The organism is Desulfosporosinus sp. OT, assembly GCF_000224515.1.
In the GTDB taxonomy this organism is placed as follows: domain Bacteria; phylum Bacillota; class Desulfitobacteriia; order Desulfitobacteriales; family Desulfitobacteriaceae; genus Desulfosporosinus.
Window position 1 is genome coordinate 44,991 of record NZ_AGAF01000043.1, and the last position, 15,535, is coordinate 60,525.

Genomic DNA, 15,535 nt, shown 5'->3' on the forward strand with positions numbered 1-15,535 from the left:
TGCATTATGATAGTTCCAAATTTTCAGTTAATTTTTGGCAGTTTGATTGTTCAAAATAGCGTTCAAAATAGCGTTCAAAATTTTGTGCTAAACACTATTATCAGTAAGACGTACTACGTTGCATTTCAAAATGAAATACACGCACTACTAAACTCATCATTGATACGGTTCTGCTCAAAACTTTGAACGCTAAAATAGCTATTTTCAAATTTTAATGAGCGAAGCGCGAAACATAATAAACAATATTTAAGGTTGTGATTTGTGATTTGTGATTTCTAATTCCTACCAGGATATAATGCAGTACTAATTACACTAATTGTTTAGCGAATATTTTACCCATTCCCGCTTGTTCCACTTTGTCTTTGATTGCATCAACATCAGTACTGTAGAGGTTTTTCTCCTGCATTCTTTTAAAGTAGACTGAACCGGAGAACGTGTATTTCTTACCAAGACCCTCTTTAGTTTTGACCATCTCGTTAACGTGAGCAATAGCATCACCAATTGCTAACGTTTCGGGAATTACGACCAGGTCTTGACCTAACGCATAGCGAACTGCATTGCTGCCACCCAAGGCACCTGTGACAATAGCTTCTGTGTGTCCGACAAGTGGGCCAGCTTTTTCGCCGCCACAAAAGAGGTTGTCCACACCAAGGACATGTAAAGCGTTATCACGTGGTGACATAGCCATATAACGCATCGAGTTACCCATATCTCCAGAATAGGGATCTTCATAACGAGCATTTTCAAAGCCCGGAATGGCCCGTAACATATCCAGCGGATAAAAAGGCGACATTAATTTGGCATGGCCCGTATCTAAAAGAATAATATTTTCATTGAATTCAGCTAAGGCATATTGTTGGCAAGCCTTTTTTGTCAGGGCCTCGCTACCTTTTTGTAGTTCTGCTGGAATCGGAATAATTGCGACACCTGTTTCGTTTAACATTTTTTGAATCTCTTCACTCAAGGATTCTTTGAGAAGCTTACAAGATCCACTCATGGCACCGACAGTACCGTCTGCTTTAGTTCCCATGAATTCCTGAACACCAGCTTTCGCTGCTAAACTAACACGACCGCCGTAACTGTGGCAACGTAAAACGCACATTCCGCAACCATTACCATATTTATTGCACATAGCATACGGACCAGCAGTCCCAGTGGTATCTAGGAAAACATCCCCTGTTATGACTTCACCGGAATCAAGCACAACTTCTTTAATCTTACTGCCGTCCATCACTACGTCTTTGACACGGCTTTTTAACTTAATTGTCACGCCTTTAGTTTGGAGCATCTTTTTGATAGCAGGCTCAGTCTTAGCTATATCATATAAGTTAGCATGTTTGTGACCGGGGAAATTAATATTCGTATGACGGGCGACAACGGAATCAAGAATATGAAAAACATCCCCTAAACCCATGGCAATTGCTTCTTCGGAAGCTGTAAACCGACCGTTATTACGCATAATACCACCGACTAACCCTGTACCTAATAACATTTCAGTTCTTTCAAGAATTGTAACTTCTGCCCCCGCCTGTGTTGCTGCAACCGCTGCTCCAGTACCAGCCCATCCACCACCAACGATAACAACTTTTGGTGCCATGTTTTTAGCCTCCTATTTGTTAAAATAATAATTATGAAGCTTAGTTATTTTTCACCCTTACCACAGTAGTATGGTGGTTTTAATTCACCATACTACTGGCAAGGGAAAATCTACAACTTTTTTACCAAAACCGGATTGACTTAGAGGATGCCTGCATATTTGCAAGTGATCTCAATTAAGCGCACAAGAGCTTGTACACCCCAACGGGTTGGGTATTCGAGAAGGTTTCCTTCCTCGTCAGTTGTGGCCAGGTCTGGAGAAATATAAATGTTACCGTCATAAGCAACGGTTGGAACAAGACCCATCGGTCCAAGTCCGGATTGGAAAATATTTGTGCCAGAATACATATCTTCAATAGAGAAGATGGGAATACCCATTTGACCGTTTTTCCAAGTTCCTTCGTAGTTGACTTCCACTGCTCTAGAGTTGTAAGACTTATTAATGATGATCCCATCCTGCAGTTTAGCGGGTAATTTGGCAAACTCTTCTTTAACTATTTTTTCCAGAGCGTCAACGGAACCCGTGTAGACTTTGGGATTATCACGCAGAACTTTGAGCGCTTGAATCTGGGTAAGGAGTGCCTCTTTACCTGGATCGAAGCCAACAAACGCAGCTTTACCGTAGGAAGATGTCGTGCCATAACGATCACCGTGCATACCCATTGAACGACGGACAGCAACCATGTATTCTTCCTTACCAATGATTAAACCACTGGTTGCTGCACCGGCAGCTTTATCCATACTGTAGATGATGACATCAGCACCTGTTTTTCTGGGGTCGGAGCCAATAAAGGGGCATCCCCAAGCGTTATCTTGAACATAAGGGATTCCATATTTTTGGGCAATCTTGGCATATTCTTTTTGGAGGATCGGAGTGCCGTCAGCATCCTTTTCAGCGTAGCCATAGCCAGGGGTTTCATAAGCTAAAGAGGTAATACCTGTTAGCATAGTTTTATGAATATCGGCATGGAACTCAACAGCCTGGGTGGATTTCATAGCATCAACGCCGGTTAGAAGAACGCTAGGATGGTATTTGATCCCATGTACATCATATTTAGCGCCTTCTAATCGCACGACTACGGTATCCGTATTATTTTGACGTTTACCATAGAAACCTAATTCACCAGGAGTGGTTCCTCGATCAGCAATAAGGTCTTTATAACGAGCTGGGTAAGGACGACCATAGCCGCCTTGATGGTGCCAGTGCTTTTCATATGGGGCTATGTATCTAGCCCGGTAAGTGTCGCCAACGCCTGCAATAGAAGGAGTGAATAAGCTGCCGAAAACTGCCCACAGACCTGCTTCACAGGTACTGGTGGAAGCAACATCATATTCATCACCATAAACGCCTTTAACAATTTCTCTGAGCTCATCCACTAATTTGGAAAGGGGAACGACTTCTTTCATGCCTTTTTCACTAGCTTCGACAATGTCTTTACGTAGTGGTGCCGGGCACCCTGAAACGCCACCGGTTAAACCGAACTTGCCCTTGACCTCAGGCGAGATACCAATTTCCTCGGCAGCCTTTTTGGCCTCTGCATAGATGTTAGGTATGTTCGCTTGTAGTTGTTTGTACATTTGAAATTTAAAATCTGGAGCTGTCAATTGTTTTTCCCCCTTATTATATTTAATCTCATTTATTATAAAAATAGAATATAATATTCTATTTGAAAACTATTACTTGAGCCTAACAATCATTTCTACTTCAACCGCGGCATCAATAGGCAGTTCATTGACACCTACAGCAGAGCGAGCATGCCGTCCAGCTTCACCAAAAACCTCTCCGATAAATTCGGAAGCACCATTGATTACTTTAGGCTGCTGGTTAAATCCAGGGGCACTGTTCACGAAACCGACTACTTTAACAATTCTTTCAATATTATCCAAGCTGCCAGCTAAACCTTTAATAGCACTCAAGCAGTTAATAGCGCACATCTTAGCGGCTTCGTAACCTTGACCTTCACTTATTTCAGCACCGAGTTTTCCTTTAAATTTAAGCTCGCCGGCAGCCAGTGGAATTTGACCGGATGTATAGATATACTTATCGACTTGGACAGCTGGAACATAGGCGGCTAACGGTTTTGGTGTTTCGGGTAATGTAATACCCATTTCTTTGAGCTTAGCTTCGAACATTTGGCATCATCCCCATTTCTTTTATTTAAAATTAATTTCGGATTCCAGTTGCACACCCAACTCTATACCATCCACCCTATTCTCTGAAGCAATGACAATGTTCAGGTGATTAGGCAAATGAGTTTCGTCAAATCCAACAATTTGACCAACTGATTTACCTTGGACTGTTAGGGTATCACCCACCACCAATACACCGCCTTTAGCGATTTCAACAAAACCTATGTAGGCAATCTTATTAACTTTGCTTCCAGGGCCAGCAGCCAATTCGTCGGTTATAATTAACTCATGAACCTCATGTTTTTGCACTGCCCTAGAGATCATCGGGATCAATTCCAGTTCTCGCTTTTCTAACTTGCCCCTTAAAACAACAACCAGTTTACCGTGAATAGCAGTTTTGGCTGCATAGGGGTTTTCGCTAAAAAAACCTGCTTTATAAGGATCTACCATAGGTTCCTCCTTTCAATTTCAGTTATTTCAATTTAGATCATTCTTTTATGATAACTAAACCCTCAATAAATTCAGTTATCATAATTAACCGCTCATCATAGATGAGCAACGATTAGCTAAAGTATATGCACTTTTATAGCATTGTACAATAGCTGATTTTCCAGTAAATTTCGTTATTTCAGTCTTTGAGTAACGTTAAGCACACATTTTCGATAAATTTCTTAGTTTATCTCTATTTCTCCCAGCTTATCAAGAATAGTTACTATATTCTAACAATGATTTAATACCTTTCAATGCCTTGAAGCATTGCCGTTCAGCCTGATCGGGATTACGCAGCTTAAACGCTTTAACAAATTCACTCATGATCTTCGACCTACCCAATAATTTTTTAAAAAACGTACATCAACTAACTAAAAAGCAACGGAACTTTTTTCATTTAAAAGTGCTGTTGCTTTTGTTTCTTTACATCTTTTTAAATTTTGCATCCCCTGAAGAACTTGAATATAGAATAATAGCCCATGGCTTCACCCCGGCGCTTAGCAGGAACGACATCGACCACTTAAGTACTAATCGCGACAGGTACCACTGACCATCCGATGCCATGTAAAATTCTGATTAGGATAACCCACCAAAGTGAAGATTCCCATGATAAGTCCGACGGAAGCAACCGAACCACCCAGTTGCAAGACATAATCCTGGAGAGTAGACAAAAGGTAGTAGAAGCTGGCAAAGACTAAAAAGCTTGTTAAGTCGACCAGAAGAAAGTCCCTTGTCCAAAGGCTGCTCTTTTCAAGCATATATTCCCACCCTCTTAAAAAGTATGGAATTCTGAAAGGCTCCCTTTGGCGAATCGGTCTGGGTGCAATAAACTAAGGTCGATCCGCTCAGTTCTGCCCCTCAAAATTAAGTCTGCTATGATTTGACCGGTAGCAGGAGCATGCATAAATCCATGCCCGCTTAACCCGTTCGCCAAAAATAGTCCTTTTAATCCTGGTGCTTCTCCGATAATCGGATGAAAATCAGGCGTTTGTTCGCAAATTCCCGTATAGGTGCGCAACCATTTTATATCAATGGCTGAAGGGATTGTCTCCATTGCTGCCAGAAAAAAATCTTCAGCTCGAGATTTGTCAACCACTTCTTCCAATCCAGGCCAGGTGTCTCTATCCGTTCCTCCCAATAATACCGCCTTACCGCTAACTTCCTGATGTAAATAAAAACCGGAGGCTAAATCCACAATCGAGGGAGTAGCCTTGGGCACATCTCTCGGGTTGCTGCAGACGTAAACTTGGCGGCGGAAGGGCTGCACCGAAAGCGTAATCCCAGCCGTTGCAACTAACTGAGCGGCATAAGGGCCAGTGGCATTCACTATGAGTGGGCTCCAAAGCGTCCCTTGCCTCGTTTCAATGCCTTGAACATTATCTCCATTGTTGATAATCTTCGTTGCTTCGCGGTCAAAATGAACAACAACTCCTTGGCGACGTACTGCTGCGTAAAGTGCTGCTAAAACGGCATACGGATCAGCATACGCATCCCAGGGGCACAAGGTTCCACCTAGAAAGCGACCTTTTTGAAGATACGGAAAAGCCTTCATCAGCTCCTCTTGTTTAAATAGCTTCATAGGTATGCCCTCTGCCTCAGCTTGTTCAGTTGTCAATTGCAGCTGATTCCACAATTCCTCATGAGCGGCCAGCATTAAATACCCCTTTTCCAGATACCAGCACGGGACTTCAAAGACTGACTCGAAATTAAGGAAAAAATCTCTACTGAGAAGACTCAGGCGCCTCAGCAGAGGACTGCTAAATTGGTAGCGGATGCCGCCGGTGCATTTGCCAGTGGAACCTAGTCCCAGCATTTTCTCCTTTTCCAATACAGTTATCGACAGTTTAGGATTTGTCTCTAGGATGTGATAAGCAATGCTTAATCCTATAATACCGGCACCAAGGATTATGATATCTGACTTAAGCTGTTTACTCCTAATGTGCATTTGAGCTCCGACCTGCCCTTTCCTGCAACCTGATTATTATGTTCTTAACATTTGAATTAATTCCATTGGATAGTTCAGCAAGTACTTCGCACCGTTTGCTATTAATTCTTCCTTCGACCTGAAACCCCATAATGCCCCTACAGCAAAGGTTCCGGCACTATTTGCAGTTTTCATATCCACATCGGTATCGCCCACATAAACTAAGTTCTCTGGAATAATGCCCAATCTTTCACTGATTAGTAAGGCCCCAAAGGGGTTTGGTTTTCTAGGTATCTCAGCTCTAGATCCAATTACTAGTTCGAAATTCGACTTCGGTAATAAGGCCGTTACTATTCTTTCTGTTAGTTCATGATCCTTATTCGAGAATACCGCTAATTTTAAATTGAATGACGCTAGTTCATCGAGTAGCTCTACAATGCTCTCATATGGTCGAGTCTTATTAAGACAATTTTTTCGATATTCCTCTATCATCGAACCGTAATACCTATTAATTAATTCTTCCTTTCGAGATGATTCAGGTAATGCTTCACGCACAAGATTTTTCACTCCATTCCCAATGAAGTGCTTATAAGCTTGAAGATCATGAGCTGGAAAGCCGTATCTTTGAAGAACATTATTCATAGAATCAGCTATATCTTCAAGTGAATTGACAAGTGTTCCATCAAGATCAAAAATAATCCCTCTAAACTTCATGATGTCTTCCTTTCGTTAAATACCCTCACATTTTCTCTGTAATCATTCCACATCACTTCTTCATTTCCTCTTTAAATGCTGAAATAATTCCTAACAAAGCAAAAACAGCCCGACCCATCTGCCTGTTTAATCTTCTTTTCGGTCATTGACATTACCAAAAACCCGATGCTTAATTTAGCCTATGTCTTTTCGCTTACAAATTTTAGTAGTATTGTTAGGATTGAAATGACAAAAACTAAACATGTTAATGCGAAAGCTTGAGGAGGAGGTTACGATATGAGAATGATGAAAACAAGAAACAGTTTATTGAGCCCACGTTCGTTAGTCGTCCATGCAGTTGGTATAGGTGCAGCCGTTTGGCTTGGTAAGGCTTGGGGGAAAAATACTAAAGAAGATTAAGTAAAGAGCCGTCCGAAAGGACGGTTTTCTTTATCTTTAAACAATAGCAAAAGAATGACGCCCTTTTGGGGTCTGCCTCGAAGAAGAAGCAAAATTTCCAAATTAAATTGATAATTGCATTAAAAGACCACCCCACAGCAAGGGCGGCCTTTTCATCTTTTTCATGTAGTTTCTTCTCTATCTGTAAGATCCTATATTATTAGAATACAACAGAGTTCTAGAAATTCAATCATGATTATGTCAAGAATTCATTAAGATTCAAAATAGATAAAAAAAAATCTCCTTTAGTATCGCGAACTATTAGGAGATTTTTTACATATTAATCAGGACTAATCTAGTCTTGCCCAAAACGCTACAAGACTAGACCTTCTAAAAAGTCCCCTCCGAATTGCTGTCCCCGGAGGGGAAAAAGGAGCATATACACATGAAAAAGACAGAGCAAAGGGCTAAAAAATCCCTCTGCATATTATACCATGATAAATAACGTTATTGTTAGTTTCGCCATTTGGTAAGTTATAGGGGACAAGGAGATGTCCCTAATGGCCGGCAAGCTAAAGATTGAAATAGTTGATATAAGTATAAAAACTCCCCTCGCTAAGAGAGGAAAAGCATCATTTGAATGTATCTATCACGTAAACTAATCGATTATACATGTAGCGTGACATTCGCTTATACCCTATGTCATTTGGATGAAGTCCATCCGACAACAATGCATCCAAAGTTTGATTCTTCGGAAATCTACTCCATACATCTAATAAGTTAGACCCAGTCTTAGCAGATACATTAATAATTGCTTTTCTGATACCCAAAAATAGAGATTCGTCGGAAGAAACCATAGGAGGTTCAACAATACAAAATATATCTGCGCTAGGAGCTTTGTCTTTAATGACATGGATGAGCCGTGTGTATTTTCTACTGAACTGATTTGGCGAGTAGAAATTTCGATCGTTTCTTCCAACGCAAATAAATACAGCGTCTGTAGTACTTTCTATCTCTGTCGCTCTCTGTAAGCAATAATCAACAAGGGTTCCTGATGAAGCTTTGTTTTCCCATGCTATGTTGTTTGAATAGGTTTTGGATAAAGATGTTGCAAGATTAAGATCCCATCCAGTTGTTAAGTGATTTGAAGCACCTTGACTAACAGCAATCGAGTCCCCAAGAATTACAGCATTTACTGTGCCTTTCTTTAACTTTTTGATACCTGTCAAGCTATGAGCTTTAGCAACTGCTGCAATGGTTGCAGTTTTCTGTGCTGCCTGAACTGTTTCTGGAGTACCAAAAATCACCATAGTAAACACCAGTGTTGCGGATAATAAATACATATCTAGCTTCTTCATGGCCACTAACTCCTCTTGTGTCCAATACTTCGCAAATAGCTATCCTCTAACCTTTTACTACCAGTCCCAATCATCTCATAACTCTGTCGCGAAGTAAGGGGAAAAATGTCACATAACATAAACATGCTTGTCTCTCCATCTATTTTATGTGAACATACCAGTTCATGTCACTCAGATTTTTACTTAATCATGGAACCTACTCTCCATCACGTTTTCTATCCCTTCCAGCCATATCAGGGCATAAAAATAACCATCGTTGGATGGCTGCCATGTAAGGAATCCTTAATAATATAAGTACCTTAAAGAAAAGACGCTCCAATTTAAGAGCGTCAACCTTTTGCTTTAAGATGGGCCCCGTAATTAAAAGCAAGGACTGATGCCAAACTGAGCAAATAAGAAATTATGAACTTCAATCTGGCTCCCCCCTTTTTTGCTAATTATATATTCAGTATAATACCTGTTATCTTCTTACATAATGTCCAGATGACACATTCTGAGGGGGACTTTAGTCCTGCATTATAACGGTGTAGGCTCTGACTCCATGCACCTATGTTAATGGGCTGTGCCATCGTTTTCGAAGTACACTCGCCTTGCACCTCTGATGAACATTTGAAGGACATGCTGAATAAAATGTTTTAGAAGAATCATTTCGCACTTAGTATATTTAAAATAAAGGAGTGAAATTCATGATTCTCACGGCATTAATAATCATCATTGTTTTATTGTTGATAATTATCTGTGAACTATTGGGACTACTCCGAAAACACCTCAAACCACCCCATCCACCTCATCCACACAATCCATGCAGACCCTACTAAGATTATCCATTAAACTCTGGCCTAGGCGTTTGGCTAGGCTTTCTTTCAATTAGACCCCCTGAAATTGCTGAAAGCTAGCGTATAGCCTTTATAAGGGAATATATGAATTAAAAATTATAATGACATTGCGCTTACCTCCGGACGCGGAGGTTTTTTTCTAGCACATCGTTAAATACAAGGGGAAAAGAGATCTCCGATTTCAGATGCCTAGCAAAAGTAAAATCAAGAATCTCAAAGATGATATTAAGTGCAGCATGTGAAAAGCCGTCCCACAGCAAGGACGGCCTTTCGTCTTTTTCATGTTGTTTTATCTATCTTTATAGAACCTTTTGTTGTTGGAAGTATAACATATTGAATTACGTTCGCCATTAGTAAGTTATTGGTAATAGTTTGTTTGATCATTAATAGGCTGAAATGTTTTCAGCTTTTCGCATCTGGAATAAATTAACGTGTTAGAATTCTGCCTTTTGCAAAAACTAGACTCAGATTTAGTGTAAAGGAGATTAGAGTATGGCAACCTTAGGCAAAAACATCAATACTAAGACAAATTTTGTACCGCAAGGAAATACTCCTAAACCCGGAATAATAACCCCAGAGTCAGAAGTGATATTAGAAAAGCTTCGAGATAACCCAAAAGGAAAATCAACAGATCCTAGTCATAATTGATTTATTCAACGTCACAGGGCTGCTTTAGCAGTCTTGTTTTTTTAACCTCATCTTCTATCCTCATCATTATTCCTTCGTACCTATCTAAGGCAGCATGCAATTCATGGCACGCAGCCACTACTTCTGGATCAGTATATGATTTATTCTGTTGTACCTCGAGCGTGCTTAAGCGCAATTCTTCGATTTGGTTAAGTAGTCCATCCAGTTGAAACATGATATCACCCTCCTCCAATTGGTTTAGGGATTAGTATGCCCGTATATTATCCATGTACTAGTTGGACACAAACATATAAAAGTCCCTCACAGTTTACGATGAGGCCCAAGGCTACATTTTCTAAAAAAGTCACCTAGACGATAGTAATCATTTGATTCATTCACTATAAAATATCCCAACATCCTTTCTAAGATTCAAGAAATACTATAAAGGTTAATATATTCCCAATTGAAACAGACCTATAATGACTTAAAAGATCGGGCTTCTCAAAATCAAGGCCAGGAACTAGGGCAGCTCAACAACAATTTCAAAACATAATTCAATAAGTGCAAAAGCAATTGCAACAATCTCAAAGCCCTCCTACCAATTAAGGCAGGAGGGCTTTGGTCATAAACTAAGAAGGCCTCCGCGTCCGGAGGTCGATTGCTCAATGTCCTATGGGCTTACTCTTGTTATGTGAATATTATTATAGGATATACTTATAAACTTTTTATAAACTTTTTATAAACTTTTTATTAATGATCGTCAATTGAAAGAGGTCTCCTGAAAATCGTCCCTTTGAGATCACTGGCCCGAAGGCGTGCCTCCTTTAGCTGAAAAGGCTAGGATCCACAAGGAATTTCTCAATGTCTCTCATAAGAAGCTTTAGATCGGAGTCTTTGAGTGCTAACAGGTCGAGAGCTGTTGGTTCTATGGGGTTAAAAAGGCTGTCCACGCCGCCACACATTCCTACTAAACCTGCAAGTCCATTAGCAACGTGAATTATGCTGGACAGTTCTATACGACTTTGTGCTTTGGAGGGGGAATGATGAAATGAAATCGCTGCTATGAGATCATCGGGTAAATTCCAAGCTCTGGCCAGAAATCCTCCGACCCTTGCGTGGTCAAAGCCTATAACTCGCTCTTCAAGCTCAACATAGGAAAGTTTTCCTTCAGTCACTTTTTTCAAAAGATAATGACCCACTTCCTGAACATAAACAGAGATAATCAGCTTTCCGATATCATGTAGTAAGCCGGCGGTAAAAGCAACATCCCCGTAAGGAAGTTTCCGGTATTGACACAATCGTTTCGCGACCATAGCGGTAAGAAGTGAATGTTTCCAGAGTCCCTCTTGTTCAATCTCGTACCCCGCAAGTTGGGCCTTAAGTAAAGGGGCAACCGCAGCAGACATCGCTAACCCTTGGGTTACCTGAAAACCAAGTATGACGATCGCTTCCTGAAGGGATGAGATTCGCCTCGCGTAGCCATAATATGCAGAATTTGCCTGTCGAAGTATACCGGCAGTAAGTGCCAGATCCTGCCCAATAACGGTTTCAAGCTCTTTCACGGAGGTCGTAGGATTTTTAGTTAAGGCAATCACTCGCATGGCAGAAGTAGGTAAGGGGGGGAGATCTTGTACTCGTTTCAATATATGTTGCAATTTTACAGGCACTTAAACCTCTCCTTCACTTATTCAAATTATCCCGTAAATATTGCTATCAAAGATTTTCACCATAATTAACCATCTCTTTATTATACTATCACTATTTCAAAGTCTTGGAATAGGACAATAGTCTTTTTATAGCCGGAAAAAGGACCCAATAAATATCAATGCATGCATTTAATTCACCCTCAGAAAAGCCTATGAGGGTGATGTCTTTGTTAAGAATAGCATAGTGGTGTGGATTTGGGCAACGATTTAACGACACAGAAAGGTAGAAAAATGCCCCCACCGTTTCCGGCGAGAGCTACAGGAAGTAGTACACTTGTACATTCTAGTACAATGTATTGGTAACATCAACCATATAAAAGATGTTATTTTGTCGTAATATGCAAGACTCTTATCATTGTCTTCAGCTTCATCCAAACCTCTAACCTCCTTCTTTACCGATTTAAGAGGTCTTCTCTTGTGTCTGTAGAATAAACCATATAAGCAAACAATTTAGAGAAAGGAGAAATGATATGGAAAATACATTTATTATCTTTTTCGTGGGAACTGTAGTAGCCATGTTTATTGCCATAATCAGCTCTGGCCGACGTAGACCAAACTCGCATAACTCACATATAAACCACGATACAACAAATGCATCAGACTTCTCTAATTTTGATTCCGATGTTACTCATCATCATTCTCATCACCATCATGGGCATATCGACCACGGCTCGAGTTTTGATTTCTCACATTCGCATGTCGATTCAGGATCTTGCCATTCCGGAGGTTGTGATAGTGGTGGCGGAGGTTGCGACTAACAGAATTATCCCACTCACCATGGATATCAAACTTCATTTAACTACACTAATAGTGAAGGATCCCCCTTCCACATTGTGGAATATTTACAAACGCGATTTACCAGGGCTAGAAGCAAGAGACTTTTTTAAAAATCTCCACAGTTAAAATATTTCAAATAACTAAGGTTTTTTACTCCCTAAACTCGGCCAACTTTATGCCAAATTACTGCCAAATACTTTATTGTCCACTATTCCCATCGAATCCGGTATTGGTCAGTATTTTATATTAACTCTAGTTTCTAGAGAAAGCACAATAATATCGGTACCGTTAGCACGATACATGGTGTGCGACCTATTTCATCCAACTAGGATGCTCCCCCCTAAAAACATAAACAGAAGACGTAAAATGTTATAAGGCGGGGATATAATGAATGCTCAAGCGATTCAAAAGATAATTGATATGTTCTATTATTTGGATGCGAGAGTTCTAAGCTTATCGTGTGATTATTTTGCTGATGAAGTTACTCTTTTATACGAGGATTCAGAAGGAAATGTGCGTTATATATTTACTAACTGCTATGATGTGAGCATAAAGCATAGTCTGAAGTATGATAAACTGACTTCTTCACGAGTAATGAAATATTGTCAAGCACCTTATCAAATACCTTACTATCTTCAGGATGTTGTTGTAGATGAGATAGAGCATGAAGGAATAGAATTTTACAAATGTAAAATAAACATGTTCCCAATGTTTGTAGAAATCATGTGCAAGATTATCAATGTAAGTAGAGTTCCTAATTAAAGTTGAAGTAATATACAAACCAAAAGATATATTCATTATTAATGTTCTTTGGGAATGCTGGATATTTTTTATAACCACTGTTTTGGCTTGGGTCCGATCACTATGACTTCTTGAAAAATTGAAACTTCAAGAAGTCATAGTGATATTTGGAGAGTTTCATTAGGGTTTCCTTTTCAATCTCATCAAGAAAATAAGTTGCACGGTAAATGCTTTGGTATCATTTTTACAATTGTTTTTCTTAGTCAATATATTCCGCCATCCATTTGATTGGACTATTCAAGTTGATCCCTCCTATCCCGCATAACTTTTAGAACATATGTTCTGCAAAGGGGATAATGAAGGGTAAAGAAAAGGCCCCCACCGTTTCGATGAGAGCTATGAGTAGGACGAGAGTTTATACGAGAGATATCTTTTCCATTGTCTGGTATATTATACCCGGGTAAACAGACAAAACCTACCAGCTTACAGAATTATCACTTGGATATAATAGAATAAGAATGGTAGATGAGACTTCTTGGGGAAATATAGCCACTATTTTCAAGAAGTTATCAATTTCACTACAGAAACGGAGAGCTTCCTCGCTCTCCGTTTCTATTGAAAAGAACTAGCAATGATGATTAACCTACCAGCACTTACACGTACCTACGTTAATTCTTTGTCCAGGATAGATTAGATCAGGATTACTAATGTCCGGATTCAAAGAAAGAAGACGACGTACTGTTGTCCCATGGTGCATAGCTATATGATGCAAGGTTTCACCTTTTTTAACGTAATGATACATTGTTCAAATTCCCCTCCTTTTGACCATACTCCAAAATATGCCAAATATAATTTTTTGTTGCTAGTACAAAATAGAAAATGCCCCAGTGGATGTTCTCTGTTACCCATTGGGGTATCGTTACCTTTTGCACTTAAGAAATGAACATCCTCAGCAACAACCTCTGTAACCCAACGTTTTTGACCGTCCTTAGTTGTATGTTCTAATCTGGATTCGTCCATCTACTGAAACAAGCTTTCTTTTAAACAAATAATTGGCACAAAGCTCCGCAAGTTGTCTAAACACAACACATGGGATGAAGTCAGTTTCTCGTTCACCTTAACGTTTATAAATTTACGGTCACCTGCTAAGGTGAAGTTTGTTATTGCAATGCCACTCGGATGCGGATTCTGTGGTTTTGGATTGTGTTTTACTTAAATCGCCCACTATTACTGGTGTTTCGTTCGCACTTTGAGGTGTTTGGGGTACGTTTACCTCTCATTCGTTCACGTTTAGCTCAATTTCCTAGCGCGCATTTTATTAGATCGCGCTCGGCAATCGTAATTAAACGTTCACCCAAGCTTATATGCAGCTTCTCCTCAAAAAAACCCTTCCCCTGTAAACCCGCCTAGACCCAAATGATTACTGTTTAGCTTTGCATCAAGCAGGACGGCTCTGGCTGTCTGCTTTTATTAAACAAAGGGGATGTGCCCAATGACTGGTAAACTAAAGATTGAGATAGTTGATGATAAAAATGTGCTCGAAATCTATGAATCAGAACCTGGGAAATTAGCCTTTGTGATGTATCCCGATGATCCCAAGGATGATACTCTTCTTGAGATAGTCACGGATACATCTGAGTTCTCGTCGTTACTTAAGCAACTGCTTGATAAAGTAAATACATAACCGATTTTCACCTCACATCCACCGACTCTCCAGCATCTGTCAAAATAGTCATCCGTATGGCATAATTGACAATCAACAATGATCCTCGAAATCTTGGTCTACGGCAAACTCTTTCTTATTTCTGATCCAAAGTCTTCAGCAGTCGTCATAGAATGGCCCAATCCTTTCGCCGTTGCTTTTATCTCTCTATGACAATTTTTATACTTATTCACCCAACTTTGCAAGACTGTCCTGTCAGATATTTCATACTTTCTCACAACTACATCTTGGGGGTATTTTCCTGTAAGATAATCGTTTACAGCATGTTCTTTCAGTTCTTTCGAATAACTTTTCCATGTTTTTGATTCTTTCAATCCATCAATTCCATATTTTTCATGAGTTATATCTCCAGTTGTAGAATGTAGTTACACTAATTACATATTGAGAAGTAATTTCCTTTACTGACCCAACTCCATCTTCATATGCTTTTATGATTTGATATTTTTCTTCTGCTGTATATTTGCTTCTTTTGGACATGAAAATGCTACCCTTTACAGTTAACAGATTTTTATTATTTAATCTGTCTACCTTAAGGG

18 protein-coding genes and 1 pseudogene are annotated in these 15,535 nt (G+C 39.8%); 5 read left to right on the forward strand and 14 right to left on the reverse strand.

All coding sequences use genetic code 11. From position 1 onward, the window contains the following. Window positions 1-307: 307 nt before the first annotated feature. The 7 genes from DOT_RS03680 to DOT_RS03710 form a co-directional block, all read right to left on the reverse strand. The gene (locus DOT_RS03680; RefSeq protein WP_009614344.1) at window positions 308-1,597 is read right to left on the reverse strand and encodes an FAD-dependent oxidoreductase; all 1,290 of its coding nucleotides are present in this window, start codon (window positions 1,595-1,597) and stop codon (window positions 308-310) included. Window positions 1,598-1,737: 140 nt separating this feature from the next. Continuing rightward, the gene (locus DOT_RS03685) at window positions 1,738-3,201 is read right to left on the reverse strand and encodes a hypothetical protein (protein ID WP_009614346.1); all 1,464 of its coding nucleotides are present in this window, start codon (window positions 3,199-3,201) and stop codon (window positions 1,738-1,740) included. 72 nt (window positions 3,202-3,273) lie between these two features. Further along, window positions 3,274-3,729, reverse strand: a complete 456-nt coding sequence (locus tag DOT_RS03690; RefSeq protein ID WP_009614348.1) for a RidA family protein — start codon at window positions 3,727-3,729, stop codon at window positions 3,274-3,276. A gap of 21 nt (window positions 3,730-3,750) precedes the next feature. Continuing rightward, window positions 3,751-4,176 (reverse strand): hypothetical protein, encoded by a 426-nt coding sequence (locus tag DOT_RS03695; protein ID WP_009614350.1) that lies wholly within the window; start codon window positions 4,174-4,176, stop codon window positions 3,751-3,753. A 566-nt stretch (window positions 4,177-4,742) separates the two neighbouring features. After that, window positions 4,743-4,973 (reverse strand): hypothetical protein, encoded by a 231-nt coding sequence (locus DOT_RS03700; RefSeq protein WP_009614354.1) that lies wholly within the window; start codon window positions 4,971-4,973, stop codon window positions 4,743-4,745. 14 nt (window positions 4,974-4,987) lie between these two features. Then, window positions 4,988-6,160, reverse strand: a complete 1,173-nt coding sequence (locus DOT_RS03705) for an FAD-binding oxidoreductase (protein WP_009614356.1) — start codon at window positions 6,158-6,160, stop codon at window positions 4,988-4,990. Between the two features lie 36 nt (window positions 6,161-6,196). Then, window positions 6,197-6,853 carry an HAD family hydrolase gene (locus DOT_RS03710; protein WP_009614358.1) on the reverse strand — a complete coding sequence of 219 codons (657 nt, stop codon included), beginning with the start codon at window positions 6,851-6,853 and terminating at the stop codon, window positions 6,197-6,199. Window positions 6,854-7,129: 276 nt separating this feature from the next. On the opposite strand from DOT_RS03710, the gene DOT_RS32225 reads away from it, so the two are divergent. Next, complete coding sequence (locus tag DOT_RS32225) at window positions 7,130-7,252, forward strand: hypothetical protein (protein ID WP_009614360.1); 123 nt, start codon at window positions 7,130-7,132, stop codon at window positions 7,250-7,252. A gap of 611 nt (window positions 7,253-7,863) precedes the next feature. Here DOT_RS32225 and DOT_RS03715 read toward each other — a convergent pair. Then, window positions 7,864-8,589 (reverse strand): SGNH/GDSL hydrolase family protein, encoded by a 726-nt coding sequence (locus tag DOT_RS03715; protein WP_009614362.1) that lies wholly within the window; start codon window positions 8,587-8,589, stop codon window positions 7,864-7,866. Window positions 8,590-9,917: 1,328 nt separating this feature from the next. Here DOT_RS03715 and DOT_RS30945 point away from each other — a divergent pair. After that, a complete protein-coding gene (locus DOT_RS30945) occupies window positions 9,918-10,073 on the forward strand; it encodes a hypothetical protein (RefSeq protein WP_009614366.1) in 156 nt (51 codons plus the stop codon). A gap of 1 nt (window position 10,074) precedes the next feature. Here the strand turns inward: DOT_RS30945 and DOT_RS03720 are convergent, their stop codons facing one another. Further along, window positions 10,075-10,287: an aspartyl-phosphate phosphatase Spo0E family protein gene (locus tag DOT_RS03720; protein WP_009614368.1), complete on the reverse strand. Its 213-nt coding sequence runs from the start codon at window positions 10,285-10,287 to the stop codon at window positions 10,075-10,077. A 589-nt stretch (window positions 10,288-10,876) separates the two neighbouring features. Further along, the gene (locus DOT_RS03725; RefSeq protein ID WP_009614370.1) at window positions 10,877-11,719 is read right to left on the reverse strand and encodes an HDOD domain-containing protein; all 843 of its coding nucleotides are present in this window, start codon (window positions 11,717-11,719) and stop codon (window positions 10,877-10,879) included. Between the two features lie 509 nt (window positions 11,720-12,228). Here DOT_RS03725 and DOT_RS31335 point away from each other — a divergent pair. Continuing rightward, complete coding sequence (locus DOT_RS31335) at window positions 12,229-12,516, forward strand: hypothetical protein (protein WP_207637025.1); 288 nt, start codon at window positions 12,229-12,231, stop codon at window positions 12,514-12,516. Between the two features lie 406 nt (window positions 12,517-12,922). Next, complete coding sequence (locus DOT_RS03730) at window positions 12,923-13,297, forward strand: hypothetical protein (protein ID WP_009614374.1); 375 nt, start codon at window positions 12,923-12,925, stop codon at window positions 13,295-13,297. A 622-nt stretch (window positions 13,298-13,919) separates the two neighbouring features. Here the strand turns inward: DOT_RS03730 and DOT_RS28260 are convergent. Together DOT_RS28260 and DOT_RS28265 are read right to left on the reverse strand one after the other, a co-directional pair. Next, entirely contained in the window at window positions 13,920-14,078 is a 159-nt protein-coding gene (locus DOT_RS28260) for a LysM domain-containing protein (protein WP_009614375.1), read from the reverse strand. After that, window positions 14,036-14,504: pseudogene (locus tag DOT_RS28265) on the reverse strand (single-stranded DNA-binding protein). Before DOT_RS28265 ends, DOT_RS28260 begins: the two are co-directional and overlap by 43 nt. A 264-nt stretch (window positions 14,505-14,768) precedes the next feature. Between DOT_RS28265 and DOT_RS03740 the strand changes: the two are divergent. Further along, complete coding sequence (locus DOT_RS03740) at window positions 14,769-14,960, forward strand: hypothetical protein (RefSeq protein WP_009614377.1); 192 nt, start codon at window positions 14,769-14,771, stop codon at window positions 14,958-14,960. Between the two features lie 98 nt (window positions 14,961-15,058). On the opposite strand, the gene DOT_RS27660 is transcribed toward DOT_RS03740, so the two are convergent. After that, window positions 15,059-15,313, reverse strand: coding sequence for a transposase (locus DOT_RS27660; RefSeq protein ID WP_009614378.1), 255 nt, complete (start codon window positions 15,311-15,313; stop codon window positions 15,059-15,061). Between the two features lie 19 nt (window positions 15,314-15,332). Next, on the reverse strand, window positions 15,333-15,535 hold a 203-nt coding region (locus tag DOT_RS28270), incomplete at its 5' end, for a transposase (RefSeq protein ID WP_139024117.1).

Bases quoted from the DNA above. Each gene is read 5' to 3' on its own strand.
- DOT_RS03680 (WP_009614344.1), bottom strand. From the start codon at position 1,597: ATGGCACCAAAAGTTGTTATCGTTGGTGGTGGATGGGCTGGTACTGGA.
- DOT_RS03690 (WP_009614348.1), bottom strand. From the start codon at position 3,729: ATGTTCGAAGCTAAGCTCAAAGAAATGGGTATTACATTACCCGAAACA.
- DOT_RS03695 (WP_009614350.1), bottom strand. From the start codon at position 4,176: ATGGTAGATCCTTATAAAGCAGGTTTTTTTAGCGAAAACCCCTATGCA.
- DOT_RS03700 (WP_009614354.1), bottom strand. From the start codon at position 4,973: ATGCTTGAAAAGAGCAGCCTTTGGACAAGGGACTTTCTTCTGGTCGAC.
- DOT_RS03705 (WP_009614356.1), bottom strand. From the start codon at position 6,160: ATGCACATTAGGAGTAAACAGCTTAAGTCAGATATCATAATCCTTGGT.
- DOT_RS03710 (WP_009614358.1), bottom strand. From the start codon at position 6,853: ATGAAGTTTAGAGGGATTATTTTTGATCTTGATGGAACACTTGTCAAT.
- DOT_RS32225 (WP_009614360.1), top strand. From the start codon at position 7,130: ATGAGAATGATGAAAACAAGAAACAGTTTATTGAGCCCACGTTCGTTA.
- DOT_RS03715 (WP_009614362.1), bottom strand. From the start codon at position 8,589: ATGAAGAAGCTAGATATGTATTTATTATCCGCAACACTGGTGTTTACT.
- DOT_RS30945 (WP_009614366.1), top strand. From the start codon at position 9,918: ATGGCAACCTTAGGCAAAAACATCAATACTAAGACAAATTTTGTACCG.
- DOT_RS03720 (WP_009614368.1), bottom strand. From the start codon at position 10,287: ATGTTTCAACTGGATGGACTACTTAACCAAATCGAAGAATTGCGCTTA.
- DOT_RS31335 (WP_207637025.1), top strand. From the start codon at position 12,229: ATGGAAAATACATTTATTATCTTTTTCGTGGGAACTGTAGTAGCCATG.
- DOT_RS03730 (WP_009614374.1), top strand. From the start codon at position 12,923: ATGAATGCTCAAGCGATTCAAAAGATAATTGATATGTTCTATTATTTG.
- DOT_RS28260 (WP_009614375.1), bottom strand. From the start codon at position 14,078: ATGTATCATTACGTTAAAAAAGGTGAAACCTTGCATCATATAGCTATG.
- DOT_RS03740 (WP_009614377.1), top strand. From the start codon at position 14,769: ATGACTGGTAAACTAAAGATTGAGATAGTTGATGATAAAAATGTGCTC.